General features: G+C 35.5%; 9 protein-coding genes and 1 pseudogene. 3 read left to right on the top strand and 7 right to left on the bottom strand.

What is annotated here, in order from left to right:
• Window positions 1-2,193, top strand: a pseudogene (feoB, locus tag BMY56_RS03395) (ferrous iron transport protein B).
• A 265-nt stretch (window positions 2,194-2,458) separates the two neighbouring features.
• Here the strand turns inward: feoB and BMY56_RS03390 are convergent.
• From BMY56_RS03390 to ppk2 (BMY56_RS03375), 4 genes are all read right to left on the bottom strand, one after another.
• Window positions 2,459-3,319: a sigma-70 family RNA polymerase sigma factor gene (locus BMY56_RS03390; protein ID WP_091619851.1), complete on the bottom strand. Its 861-nt coding sequence runs from the start codon at window positions 3,317-3,319 to the stop codon at window positions 2,459-2,461.
• A gap of 279 nt (window positions 3,320-3,598) precedes the next feature.
• Window positions 3,599-3,799, bottom strand: a complete 201-nt coding sequence (locus BMY56_RS18805; protein ID WP_245737126.1) for a hypothetical protein — start codon at window positions 3,797-3,799, stop codon at window positions 3,599-3,601.
• A 450-nt stretch (window positions 3,800-4,249) separates the two neighbouring features.
• Window positions 4,250-5,080 carry a polyphosphate kinase 2 gene (gene ppk2, locus BMY56_RS03380; RefSeq protein WP_091619849.1) on the bottom strand — a complete coding sequence of 277 codons (831 nt, stop codon included), beginning with the start codon at window positions 5,078-5,080 and terminating at the stop codon, window positions 4,250-4,252.
• A gap of 25 nt (window positions 5,081-5,105) precedes the next feature.
• On the bottom strand, window positions 5,106-5,954 hold the full coding sequence (gene ppk2 / locus BMY56_RS03375) for a polyphosphate kinase 2 (RefSeq protein WP_091619846.1): 849 nt from the start codon (window positions 5,952-5,954) through the stop codon (window positions 5,106-5,108).
• Between the two features lie 543 nt (window positions 5,955-6,497).
• On the opposite strand from ppk2 (BMY56_RS03375), the gene BMY56_RS03365 reads away from it, so the two are divergent.
• Window positions 6,498-7,403, top strand: a complete 906-nt coding sequence (locus tag BMY56_RS03365) for a hypothetical protein (protein WP_143057773.1) — start codon at window positions 6,498-6,500, stop codon at window positions 7,401-7,403.
• 102 nt (window positions 7,404-7,505) lie between these two features.
• Window positions 7,506-8,285: a hypothetical protein gene (locus tag BMY56_RS03360; RefSeq protein ID WP_091619837.1), complete on the top strand. Its 780-nt coding sequence runs from the start codon at window positions 7,506-7,508 to the stop codon at window positions 8,283-8,285.
• Window positions 8,286-8,335: 50 nt separating this feature from the next.
• Here the strand turns inward: BMY56_RS03360 and BMY56_RS03355 are convergent, their stop codons facing one another.
• The 3 genes from BMY56_RS03355 to BMY56_RS03345 all read right to left on the bottom strand — a co-directional run bounded on the left by BMY56_RS03355 (window position 8,336) and on the right by BMY56_RS03345 (window position 13,988).
• Window positions 8,336-10,363 carry an NADPH-dependent 2,4-dienoyl-CoA reductase gene (locus BMY56_RS03355; RefSeq protein ID WP_091619834.1) on the bottom strand — a complete coding sequence of 676 codons (2,028 nt, stop codon included), beginning with the start codon at window positions 10,361-10,363 and terminating at the stop codon, window positions 8,336-8,338.
• A gap of 196 nt (window positions 10,364-10,559) precedes the next feature.
• Complete coding sequence (locus BMY56_RS03350) at window positions 10,560-12,746, bottom strand: amino acid permease (RefSeq protein ID WP_091619832.1); 2,187 nt, start codon at window positions 12,744-12,746, stop codon at window positions 10,560-10,562.
• Window positions 12,747-12,956: 210 nt separating this feature from the next.
• Window positions 12,957-13,988: an AI-2E family transporter gene (locus tag BMY56_RS03345; RefSeq protein ID WP_091619829.1), complete on the bottom strand. Its 1,032-nt coding sequence runs from the start codon at window positions 13,986-13,988 to the stop codon at window positions 12,957-12,959.
• Between the last annotated feature and the right edge of the window lie 149 nt (window positions 13,989-14,137).

Genomic DNA, 14,137 nt, shown 5'->3' with positions numbered 1-14,137 from the left:
ATGGAAGTTAAAGCTAAGAGTGCGTGTGAAACTTGTTCTCATTTTAATGCTGAAGGGTTGAAAAGGTTGGGGGTAAACACTACCGAGGTTGATTTTGTAGTGGCATTGGCAGGCAATCCTAATACAGGAAAAAGTACCGTTTTTAATGCTTTGACCGGTTTGCGTCAACATACAGGCAATTGGCCAGGTAAAACAGTAACTAGGGCTGAGGGTGCCTTTGAATATAATAAGGAGAAATATAAACTTGTTGATCTTCCAGGAACGTATTCTTTGCTCTCTACATCAGAAGATGAAGAAGTCGCTAGAAACTTTATTCTTTTTGGAAAACCTGATGTAACAGTTATTGTTGTAGATGCTAGTAGACTCGAAAGAAATCTGAATTTAGTATTACAAATTTTAGAGATCACCGATAGAGCGGTTTTATGTTTGAATTTAATGGATGAAGCAGAACGTAACCATATTGAAATAGATACACGAACCTTAGCACGCTATTTAGGCATCCCAGTTGTACCTACAAGTGCCCGATATGATAAGGGGATTCCAGAATTAATTCAAACCATAAGTGAAGTAGCAAACGGAAAAATAATTTGTAAGCCGCATCGTATTAAAAATATTCCTAAAAATATTGAAAACGCGGTTCAAAAACTAAGCCTAGAAATTAAAAAAGAATACCCAGAAATTGCGAATAGCAGATGGATTGCTTTCAGATTGTTAGAAGGCGATGAGCACATCATTGAATTATTAAGAACAGGAGAATTTGTTTAGTATTAAATGATGAAAAATAAAAATATAGAACATATTATTTCACTTTCTAATGACCTTCGTTGGCAAATTGGTGATGAGTTTCATGATAATTTAGCCGAAGGAATTTATGCAGATGCCGCTGAAATAGTAAAGGATTCCGTTCATAAGACCGATGAAAAGAACAAGCTCCGTTTAGATGCTAGAATAGATAAGATTATTACTAGCAAAATATGGGGTTTCCCAATAATGTTTTTGATTCTAGCACTTGTTTTATGGTTAACAATTATAGGTGCAAATTATCCTTCTTCGATGCTGGCAGGTTTATTATTGGATACTGTTCATCCTGCCTTAAAAGCATTTGCTTCATCAATAGGAATGCCTTGGTGGTTAGATGGTTTTTTAATTGATGGTGTCTATTTGGCGGTGGCTTGGGTAATAGCCGTAATGTTACCACCTATGGCTATTTTTTTCCCATTATTCACACTGTTAGAAGATTTTGGCTATCTCCCTAGGGTCGCATTTAATTTAGACCACTTATTTAAATTATCGGGTGCTCATGGCAAGCAAGCGTTGACAATGAGTATGGGCTTTGGTTGTAATGCGGCAGGCGTTGTTGCTACGCGTATCATTGATAGTCCGAGAGAACGTCTTATTGCCATTATAACCAATAATTTTTCTCTATGCAACGGGCGTTGGCCTACACAAATATTAATAGCTACTATTTTTGTTGGTGCTGTTGTGCCTAACTCTTTTTCTAGTATTGCCTCATTATCAGCTGTAATAGGTATCGCCATTTTGGGTATCTTTTTTATGTTTTTAGTTTCTTGGGCATTATCAAAAACAGTATTGAAAGGAGAAGTATCTACTTTTAATTTAGAATTACCCCCATATCGACCACCAAGATTTTGGAAAACAATTTACACCTCATTAATAGATAGGACCATTATTGTTTTATGGAGAGCCATCGTTTTTGCAGCACCCGCTGGTGCAGTAATCTGGCTAATCTCAAATGTTTATTTGGGTGACCAAAGTATGGCCGCTTGGTTAATTTCATCTTTAGATGGTTTTGGGTTTCTTTTGGGGCTAAACGGAGTTATTTTAGTAGCGTATATAGTAGCTATACCCGCAAATGAAATTGTAATACCCACCATTTTAATGTTAACGGTTCTAGTTACAGGAATTGATGGTGGGGCAGGAGCAGGTGTAATGTTTGAATTAGACTCGGTCAGTGCAACGGGTGACGTGCTAAGAGCTGGTGGTTGGACATTGTTAACCGCCATTAACTTAATGCTGTTTAGTCTATTGCACAACCCATGTAGTACTACTATTTACACTATTTACAAGGAAACCAAAAGTGTTAAATGGACGGTTGTAGCTTCTATACTACCTGTAATCATGGGTTTTATTGTTACTTTTTTAGTTGCACAAATTTGGAGGCTGTTCATATAATTTGCTAACTATATTGTTATGTAAAAAATTTACTAGCAGATGGTTTCTCATAAATCTGGAATTCCAATACTTTAGTTCGTTTTCCTGGTGGTTAGGTTAAATAAAAGTCCGCCAAGCACTTTAAAAGAAAGATGTTAACTCATAAAATAATAGCATACTATTTATTGCTAATTAGTTTCACCATTTAAGTATAGGTAGATTATAAGTAAAAAGCCGACTATAATGAGTCGGCTTTTTTATTTAAATATATGTGACTTATAAAGACCTATAAGTATGATTTTAAAATCTCATTATTCGATTTTTTTCTTAACATGCGTACGGCCTTTTCCCTAATTTGTCTTACGCGCTCTCTAGTAATATCAAAAAGCTCACCTATTTCACTGAGGCTTTTTGGGTGGCTTTCACCAATACCATAATAAAGTTTTATAATTTCACTTTCTCTATTCGGCAACGTATTTAACGCTTGATTAATATCCGTTTTAAGAGAATCAATCATCAAATTTGAATCAGGTCTATTTGAGTCTTTAGATGTAATTACGTCGTATAAATTAGAAGCTTCTCCTTCTTTAAAAGGTGCATCCATAGATAAGTGCTTGCCTGAATTTTTCAATGCTATTTTAACTTGTGCACCACTCATATCTAGTTCTCTTGCAATTTCAACCGTACTCGGAGGTCTTTGATAAGATTGCTCTAATGTTGAATATACTTTTTTAATCTTGCTGATTTCTCCAATTTTATTCAAGGGTAATCGCACCATACGAGATTGCTCTGAAATAGATGATAATATAGACTGTCTGATCCACCAAACTGCATATGAGATAAATTTAAAACCTCTAGTTTCGTCAAAACGTTTTGCAGCTTTCACCAACCCAATATTTCCTTCATTGATTAAGTCTGAAAGTCGCAAACCACTTCCTTGATATTGTTTTGCTGTAGAAACTACAAAACGTAAATTGGCATTTACTAATGTATTTAGGGCTATCTGATCTCCTTCACGTATTTTTCTGGTCAGTTCCACTTCCTCATCTGCGGTAATCAAATCTATTTTTGATATTTCTTGAAAGTATTTTTCTAATGATTTAGTGTCTCTGTTTGTAATTTGTTTAGTGATCTTAAGTTGCCTCATATATTATGTAGTTTTTTATTGTTGTTATAATTTAACCTTATTTTGATGAAATCCTAATGAATTCGATTATTTATTAATTTTATTTTAAAAAGTAGTGAATATGACGGAATAAAATCTAGTCTTTTGCTTAAACTCTATAGTATTTTGTCAAATCAGTAATTTCTATGTAGTATTTCTCTTTAGAATTGACTTTTGTTTTGGGTAGCTAAACATTAGTTAATCTACCTATAAAAAGGATAGTGTATTCTATTAATAAAGAAAATTAACCAAGTAGTTTTTTTATACCTCCAAATCGCCAATCCATTCATGATAATAGCATAATGTAAAGTTTTTAATAGGAGAGGAAGAATATCCATAAATCCTGAATTTTTTTAGCATTACTATATGCATCACTTCTACAAAATACTTTAAAGGGTTTAATTCAGTAACTATTGGTGCCCATTTTGACATGCTTTCAATGGGTGTAAATAAACCACTCATTAAAAAAATAACCGTAAAGAACTATGCAATAAAGATGGCTTGTTGTTGAGTGTCTGTTAAATTTGAGATGAATAAACCTATATCTAAAATCACTAGTATATAAATTGTAGTGTATGAGTACAATAGTGGCAAACTCCCAATCATTGCGACTTGAAATATCAGCTTTGCTAATAGCAGATCTATGCTGAACAACCCCATTCCTATGACCCAGCGTAAACGACCAAATAACCTTATTGTGTGTAAATACATCTAATGGGTGGAAAATAGTACGCGAACATCATTCTCCTTTAAAGGGTAAAGAATTGATTTGAATAACCCTGTTCCATTGCTTACTTGGTTCTTGCCTAATAGTTAAATCTTAAGATATATAAGATAAGCAGGAACCATTAGTTTTAAATTAGTTGTTCAAATAAATTTATTCAACCCTAGTTTTATATATTAAATCTATAGTTAATCTTCTGTATCCTTTAATATAGCTTGGTGTCGTATATTTTCCTTGTCTTTAACTTCGTACGGAATTTTATTCAATATATGTTCTAAAGCCGTAATCCTAGCAGATGTTTTCCTGTTCGCCTTAATAATTTTCCAAGGCACATATTTTTGAGTGTTCTTAAACATCAACTCTTTATATGACGTGTATTCATCCCATAACGCCAAAGCCTTCCTGTCCACATCGCTATATTTCCATTTTTTGATAGGGCTCGATGTAATATCTTTAAATCGACGCTCTTGCTCATTTTTAGAAATAGAAAAGTAAAGTTTAACTAGATGAATATCTGATAGTAACATCATGCGTTCCACATCATTTACCGAATCCATAAAATTTAGATATTGTTTTCTTGTACAAAATCCATTCACAGGTTCTACCACGGCACGGTTATACCAGCTTCTGTCAAAGAATACCATTTCACCTTCACGTGGAAAACGATTAATATAGCGCTGAAAATACCACTGACCTTCTTCTATTTCATCAGGCTTTGGCAAGGCTACTACCCGTACTTCTCTTGGGGGTAAATGTTCGGTAATACGTCTAATTGCACCTCCTTTACCAGCTGCATCACGACCTTCAAAAATAATCACTACCTTTTTTTTGTTTTTTACCACCCATTGCTGCAAGACAAGTAATTCTTCTTGAAGTTTAGCCAACCGTTTCTCATATTTGAGTGCCTGTATGGCTTTTTTAGGATCTAAGGAAGATTGTCTCAATAAGGCCAACAGTCCCTTCTTCGAATTGATTGAAAGCAGTTCTTTTTCTTTTAAAGGCTTTTGTACTTTACTCATGTGTTTAACTTAAAATAGTTATTGCCTATATTTTTATCTGTTGTCTAAAAAACCGATGTACAATATTAGGGTCGGGTAATAGGTCTGGGCAATTAGAGCCCTTACCATCATAATCGAATTGAGATAAAACAAATTTGATGCTTTCTACACGGGCCAATCTTTTATTATCGCTTTTTACTATAATCCAAGGGCAGAAAGAGTTGTGGGTTCGAGCGAACATTTGATTTTTATAATAACTATACTCTTCCCATAGATCCTGACCTTTTTGGTCAACGGGACTAAATTTCCATTTTTTCAAAGGATTTCCCAACCTGTTATCGAATCGCTTCTTCTGTTCATCGATTGTTACGGAAAACCAAAATTTAATGATCTTCGTGTCCGATTCATAGAGCATGTGCTCAAACTCTGGTACTTGCACCATAAAGCGTTCGTACTGTTCTTTAGTACAAAAATCCATAACCGGTTCTACAACTGCCCGGTTGTACCAACTGCGATCAAAAAAAACGACTTCGCCCGCATTTGGAAGCTCTTTTATATAACGGTTAAAGTACCATTGTTTACGCTCAATTTCTGTAGGTTTATTAAGTGCAACAATGCGCATAGCACGAGGATTCAAATGCTCTGCAAAACGACGTATAGTACCACCTTTACCAGAAGCATCTCGGCCTTCAAAGATTATGGCTATTTTTTTGTCCTCTTTTTGAACCCATTTTTGAAAATCTACAAGTTCTGCCTGTAATTGTAAGAGAATCCGTTCATAATAATATTTATCCAAAACATCTTTGTAAAGGGGCTCGTCATTTTTAGATTGTTCCAAGTATTCTAGTAAATGTGCTTTGGTTTTTAGTTTGGCAAGTAAGGCATTATCGATCATTGGCTATTATTGAGTCATGAAAATAAGAAAGAAACCTAATTAAAAAGATGACAAAAGTCAATTAATTACTTTTTAAAACTACAGCTATAATTTAGGGTTTAGTATTTTTTTGCAATAGATACCACATATTTTGTATCCAACAGAATGAAAAAAACCTTTTGAAGTAGAATTACAAAATATTCACTTTCACCTAAAAAGTAATCAAACCACAGGTAAATACTTTTTCTAGTGGCTAAAATTGTACCTACTAAAAAGGTAATCCAAAACAAACTAATCAAATAATGGTGGGCGGGTTACTGTCCTTGTCAAAGTCTTAGAAATTGAATAACACATATTTACGAATTGATTTGGTCAAGTTTAAAAGTCTGTATATTATGTTTTTGTTGTACGTTAAATAAGAGTACTACATTACACAACAGAAGGTTATAGAATGAAAATGGGTTATTGTGTTACCTTTGTAATTGTGTTAGCAGATTGAATATCACCGCATTAAAAGTGATGATGAGTCAACTAAGTCAAAAAAACTGAATACAAGCTTATTTCATGAAGAACATACTATCGAAAATATGGTTTAAGAAGTTGATTACCAACTCCACTGTTGTTGTCATAAGTCTTATGTTTTTAGATTGTTCGTCGACCAAAAAAAACAACCAGAAAACATTTCCTTCAGAATCCTATAAAAATACTACACAAGTACATAACAGTAATGCCAATTCTGCAACTGCTACACATAATTATGATTTTGATGATCATGACTATATAAGCCTAAGACCAACATTAAGAAAACCTATATCACCCAATACTAAAGATTCATTGACACAAATCGGTTCTAGCTTATTGGTCAACGAAAATGAATCATTAGCTATTTTAGATAGTGAAAGTCCGGTTGCAGATAAAATAGTTGAAAATTATCTCAACAGCGAAAACAAGGAGCCTAATGGGCATTGTTTAACCGTAAGTAAAGTTCGTTTTGAGCAAGCTTACAAAGCGGTACACGGACATTCGTTCTATCAAGATTTACCGTCTCGTATGGCTACAAAAACTTACACCCCTAAACAGGTGTTTAATTTGCTGTATGCGTCCGCTTCAGACGTTCACGAAGGTTGGCGAAGCCTTCCAGAAGAATATAGGGGTAAGGGTAATGCTGGTGCTATCGCTTATGCAGGTATGGGTACTTTGGTTGATTCAATGGGAATTTGGAATGGCCAATTACGACCTGGGGCACTAATGCAAGTATGGCGGTTTAAAGACGATTATGAAAAGGTAGTGCAAGGCGTAAATGTTAAAAAACTAGACCCTTATGGACATTCGTTCATTTTCATTAGCTATGTGCGTGATGAAGAAAAAGCCATTATTGGACTTAATATAGCTGACCAAGGTTTTCAAAGCTACAGACCTTTAATACCTAGAGATTATGAAGTATGGTGGGCTGTAAATCTTAGTATTTAAAGGGCAGTTAAACTCAATAATATAAGTTTAACATTTTTAATGTAATTTCTTCTTAACTAATACGTTACAAAGATAGCGTCTGATTCCTAAATCTAAAAAAATATGCTACTATTTTCGTTACTAATTACTTTAGGCTTTACAAACGAAATTCCAACTAAAATAGAAGTGGTGGCAGTTTACCCTATGGCTGCTGAAAAACCATTGCCTGTATTGAAATCTAGGGATTTCAAGGGAACTGTAAACTTTGATTTTAAAACGGATTTAGATAGCATTGCTGAATCTTATGCTAATAGTAAAGTAGATGCTGGTGAACTTCGTTTGCGTTTAAAAGAAGGTCTTCGTTTGGGCACTATTTCTTTTGATAATATTAAAACAGAATTTACCAATCAATTAGTAGATAAAATTATACCGCATTGGTACGGTACTCCTTGGAGTTTTGGGGGCCATACAACCATACCGAACCAAGGTAAAATAGCCTGTGGTTATTTTATATCAACCACCTTACGCGATATGGGTATAAAACTCAACAGGTTTACATTGGCTCAAAAATCTCCTCTAGACGAGGCTAAAATGATTAGCTGTGGCTCGGTTATAAATAAAGTGGTACAAGATACCCCAGAAAAAGCCTTCGAAGAGATTGATAGTTTAACGAAAGAGGGACTCTATTTTATAGGTTTTGATGAGGGGCATGTGGGCTATCTTTTAAAACGTGAAGGCGAACTGTTTCTAATTCATTCCAACTATCTCAATCCGGTATCGGTTTGTATGGAAAGCCTCAAAGAATCACGTGTTTTTATGCGTTTTACTACATTTCATCTGGTAGACATCTCTCATAACGATTCCCTTTTGCAACGGTGGTTAGACAATGGTACCGTGTTGTAATTTTTTGGCAATACCAGTAACAAGCTCCTTATTAAAACATTTCAACTTTTCTAAATTTCAGCGGCTAATCTACTTGCTTGATTTATCGCGCGTTTTGCGTCTAATTCGGAAGCAACATCTGCACCACCTACGACATGTACTTTCATACCTGCTGCTTCTAATGGGGCAAATAATTCTTTCAATGGCAATTGACCTGCACATATGATAACGGTATCTACCGCTAATACTTTTTGTTCTTCATTTTGAACATAATGCAAGCCTTCATCATCAATTTTTGTATACTGCACGCTATTGATAAACTGTACGTTTTTCTTTTTCAATGTAGACCGATGAATCCACCCTGTAGTTTTCCCTAAATTGGCGCCAAATTTACCTTTGCTTCGTTTAAACATAAAAATTTCTCGTGGCGATGGATGAACAACTGATTGAACTCCTTCAATACCACTTCTTGCGGTCAGGGTTTTATCTATTCCCCATTCTTTTAACCAAGCATCAATATTCAAGGAAGTGCTTTCACCTTCGTGCGCTATGTACTCTGATACGTCAAAACCAATGCCACCTGCACCAATAACAGCAACCCTTTTGCCAACTGGTTTTTTTAACTTTAGAACATCTATATAATTTACTACTTTAGGATGGTCAATGCCTACAATTTTCGGATTTCTTGGTTGAATTCCTGTTGCTAATATCACTTCATCAAAACCTCCATTTTTTAAATCTTCGGCCTGTACTCGGGTATTTAATTTAACTTTTACTTGATGTAAGGCGGTTTGAGTGTTGAAATACCTAATGGTTTCGTAAAACTCTTCTTTCCCTGGAATTTGCTTCGCCATGTTAAATTGTCCTCCAATTTCTTTATCAGCATCGAAAAGGGTAACATCATGTCCGCGTTCTGCGGCAATGGTAGATGCTGCTAATCCCGCAGGACCAGCACCTACAACGGCAATCTTTTTCTTTGTTTCCGTAGGTAGATAATTGAGCTCCGTTTCATGACACGCTCTCGGGTTTACCAAGCAACTCGCTACTTTCTGCTCAAAAACATGGTCTAAACACGCTTGATTACAACCGATACAAGTATTTATTTCATCTGCCTTATTTGCTGCTGCTTTATTTACCCATTCCGGGTCCGCTAAAAAAGGTCGTGCCATCGAAATCAAATCTGCATGACCCTCTGCCAATACCTTTTCGGCCGTTTCTGGCATGTTGATTCTATTCGAAGTCACTAATGGAATAGTTAGTTCTTCTTTCATCTTTTTAGTTACCCAAGTAAATGCAGCCCTTGGTACCGATGTTGCAATGGTCGGTATACGCGCTTCGTGCCAACCGATTCCTGTATTTATAATCGTGGCACCCGCTTTTTCAATTTCCTTACCTAAAGCAACTACTTCTTGCCAAGAGCTTCCTTTTTCTACTAAATCTAACATCGATAACCGATAGATGATGATAAAATCGGTTCCCACGGCTTGTCGCGTTTGCTTTACTAAGGCTATGGGTAAACGCATTCGATTTTCATAGCTTCCACCATAATCATCGGTACGCTTATTTGTTCTTTCCGTAATAAATTGATTGATTAAATACCCCTCAGAACCCATAATTTCTATGCCATCATAGCCTGCTAATTTTGCTAGTTTGGCAGAGTTTACAAAGTCACGTATGGTACGTTGAATACCCGATTGTTTCAGTTTAAAAGGTTTAAAAGGACTAATGGGTGATTTTATGGCAGAAGGGGCAACCGCTAGGGGATGATATCCGTAACGCCCTGAATGTAAAATTTGCATACATATTTTACCACCTTCCTTATGTACGGCATCCGTGATAACTTTGTGGTGTCTTGCGTGTTTGTTTGTACTCATACGTGCTGAAAAGGGAGCTGTCCAGCCTTGTATGTTAGGTGAGATACCCCCAGAAATGATTAAACCCGCACCACCTTTTGCTCGTTCTGCATAATAGGCTGCTATTTTTTCTAAACCATTTTTTTTCTCTTCTAAACCTGTATGCATCGAACCCATTATAATTCGGTTTTTAAGGGTGGTAAAGCCTAAATCTAAAGGTTCGAAAATATGGGTATACTTGGTCATATTGTTTAGCGGTTTATGTATTATTGCTATGCGTGCATAGTAATGGGTAAGTTACGTTTTTTTATAATGAATGAATGAGAGAGGAAATAACTCTTTTATTTTAAATCGTTCCGAGAACTATCGAGAGGCTTGCAAGTTTTAATAACAAATGTGGGGTATAGCTTTGCGACCTTTTAATCAGTCATCATAGGTCAATCTATACCAAAGCATTTTCGCTAAAACTATCCATGCAAAAAATTGCAGAAGTTCTAGAAAACTCAGCAACTTTAATCATGTCCTCAATACTAAGGTCAGGTCTCAGAGGTAGAATATTTAGGTCGGTACGGTTTGTAGTCAACAATTCCAGTTCGTCATGTAGTGAATAGTGTTCAATTTTTGTATGTATTGGAAAACGTACCAAATCATTTAAAACTGAAATATCTTTTTCAGAACTGTTACTTTGATTGTCCCTTGCTAAACGTACACTAATGTTTCCATCCCAATTTTTTTGAAGAAGTAATGCTATAAGAACTGAAAGGTCATTATTACTAAGGTCATAATTGGTTTTCCAAGCCGGAGAAAAATCCTTTAGCCAAAGGGTAATATCTTTCTCAAGTGAAAGGCCTACATTTTCAAAAGGCACATATAGTAGCACCCCATATCTATTTTGTCGGGCAATTTCAATGATGTTCATATAACTTTCGTTGAACCTTCCATCGCCGCTTACCGATAGAAAAACTGTATTGGGTTTAAAAAAAGCAGCATTTAACGACTGCATGCTTATTTTAATAGATTCTGCAAAATCATTACCGCTTACATAGGTATAACTTGTTGCAATATTTTTTGATTTTAGACGTCTAATGACCTCAGGTAGAAAGTTGATGAGCTTATCTTCAATATCCTTATTTAAATTACTTACAGCCAAGAATTTAATAGAACCTTTAGGGGCAACAATACTTTCTATCAATTTAAATGAACGTCTTATTTCTTTAGGCGCAGTAACAGGAATCAGTAGATCAGGCCTCCAGGAACGCACCTCCCTTGTCGGACTCAACTCGGTTGTTTTCTTTGTTGCCCATGCTGCCAATGCAGTGAAAAGTCCACTGCGAGAGTCTCCCGCATCAGACTTTAGTTTTTTCTTAACCAAGTAATAGTAGAAAAACACAATCAAAATAAGCGATGCTAAAGCAATTGCAGCATTGATTATAAACATTACGGTCAAAGAACCAAAAGCCCCAATAAGTGGCACTGCAATAGGTATTTTTAAAGTAGGCCTAAAACTAGGTAGTGACAGCGACTGCTCTATTAAGGCTACCACATTTACCATAGCATAGGTAATCATAAAGAACATGGTAATTAACGGGGCAATAGTATTTAGGTCACGAAGTGAAAGTCCAACAAGAACTATAACTGCCGTAATGATCATAGCGTTAAAGGGCTCGCCTTTTTTATTGGTTTTTGACAAGAATTCGCTTTTCGGAAGAATCCTTTTTTCTCCTAAGGCCAGTAATATTCTGGGAGCTCCTACAAACGAACCTAATGCCGATGAAAGCGTAGCTCCCAATAAACCAGCAAGAACGATGGGTGCATAATAAGATTTATCAATAAATACGTTGTAATTTTCAACGAGTTCCTTGGGTGTCGCTAGTAATGCTGCCACAAAAACCAGCGCCATGTAAACCAAAGTGGAAATTATAACAGCAGTTATCGTTCCCCTTGGAATGCTTTTTCTCGGATTTTCCAAGTCTCCAGACATATTTGCTCCAGCCATTACGCCAGTTACCGCAGGAAAGAATACTGCAAATACCAACCAAAAAGAGGAACCTTCAAAATTATTTTCCTTTGAACCTGGGTAATCACCAAACCAAACAAAATCATAATTGAGCTCAGTAATAAAAAGTCCTCCCACAATAGATGCTATCGACAAGATAATAATTGCCATAATCACATATTGAATCTTAAAGGCAAAACTGGTGCTTATAAAAGCGATGGCCATAACAAGGATAAAGACGAAAATATCTAACAACAGCGGACTAAATTCAGGTAAAATAGATTGTAGACCTTCCCTAAAACCAAAAATGTACATCGCTACGGCAATAGCCTGCGAGAAAAAGAAGGGTATACCTATGGCACCTCCAATTTCAAGTCCTAACGATTGGGAAATAAGGCTAAACGCCCCGCCTGACCCTATACGAATATTGGTAGTTATACTCGATAGGGACAACGCTGTTGAAAGTGTAATTGATACTGCCACAACAATAATCAATAGTGCTCCCATAACGCCTGCATTCCCAACCACCCAAGGATGCCGTATATACATAATTACGCCAAGAACCGTAAGAAATGTAGGAGTAAAGACCCCCGCCATCATACCGAATTTTTTGATTTCGTTGGTTTTATCCATTATGAGGATTTTTGAGCCATGGTATTTATTTGACTAAAGTTAGTTGTTGGTCATAGCATTGTAAATGATAAATATCATTACAAGGTCTACTGAAAAATGCAATGAATTAAAAATAATTCGTACACATTTTACTGAACAAATGAATTTTAAAACATCTTTTGAGAATTAACAATTAATAAGTTAAAGATATTATCGGTCAAGATGCCATGACTATAGATTTACTTCATTTTTAGAGGTTATACTTCCATATTCCTTGGTATATACTCTAACCATCATTAAAAACAGGCTAATAAGCAATGGACCGAAAATTAAACCTATAAAACCAAAAATGGGTACCCCTATAATTACCCCAATCAACGTTATCAAAGGGTGTACATTGTCTAATTTGTTCAAAACGTATACACGAATTATATTGTCTGTGGTACCTACAATGATAATACCGTACAATAAAATACCCCAAGCCTGAAAATTGTTGTCATTTGACAATGCTATTAAAAAAACAGGTATGATACCGATAATAGCTCCTATCACGGGTACCATAGATCCCACAGTTACAATTACCGCCCAAAAGAAAGGTTGTTCAATACCAAAGATTAAAAATCCAATTAAAGCAACTACTCCCTGAGCAATCGCCACCACAGGAATCCCAATCGCATTGGAGCGAACCTTCTTCCTTATTTCATTAAATATCAATCCACTATATTTCTTTTTAAAAGGGGTATACGTGCCCAAGGCTGCATTTAACTCCTCATTTTTAGTCAACATAAAATATAGTATAAAATACATCATTGCAATGGCAATGACCATATTGACCGAGCCACCCAGTAAACCCTGCAATCCTTCAGATAATGTAGACGATATTTTTTCCGGTTCTATACTTGAGGTTAAGTCCACACCAAAGTTATTTTCCCAAATAACTATTTTCTGTTTGATCAGATTAATATAGTGTTCAAAATTATTAAGACCCTTACCCACTTTTTTACCTAACATCAAGCCTACTCCTGCAAAAGGGAGTAAAATACAAAAAAAGGATAGCACTAATAATAATAATGCCGCTAAGCCCGGCCGCCAATTTTTAGAGGTTAATTTCTTCATTGGCCCCAATAGCAAGATATATAGAGTCAATGCTCCAAGAAAACCAGAGAGATAAGGAACCAGCGACTTAAATAATATACCACCCATCAGTACAATAAATAATATCATAAAGACTTGGCGAATAATTTCAGCGGGTATTGTTTTCATATTAATATCAACTTTAAACACATATATCGGATTAAGTTATTTCCGGATAATAACATAAAATTAAGTTCGGTAAAACATATGGATTCACAAGCATATTTTTTGTTATACTTTTAAACTTTATCATCGTTTCCTACTTTACTTCTTAGTCT

The organism is Maribacter orientalis (assembly GCF_900109345.1).
In the GTDB taxonomy this organism is placed as follows: Bacteria; Bacteroidota; Bacteroidia; order Flavobacteriales; family Flavobacteriaceae; genus Maribacter; species Maribacter orientalis.
The sequence above is the reverse complement of the archived record's forward strand: the minus strand, read 5'-3'. Positions and strand labels throughout refer to the sequence as shown.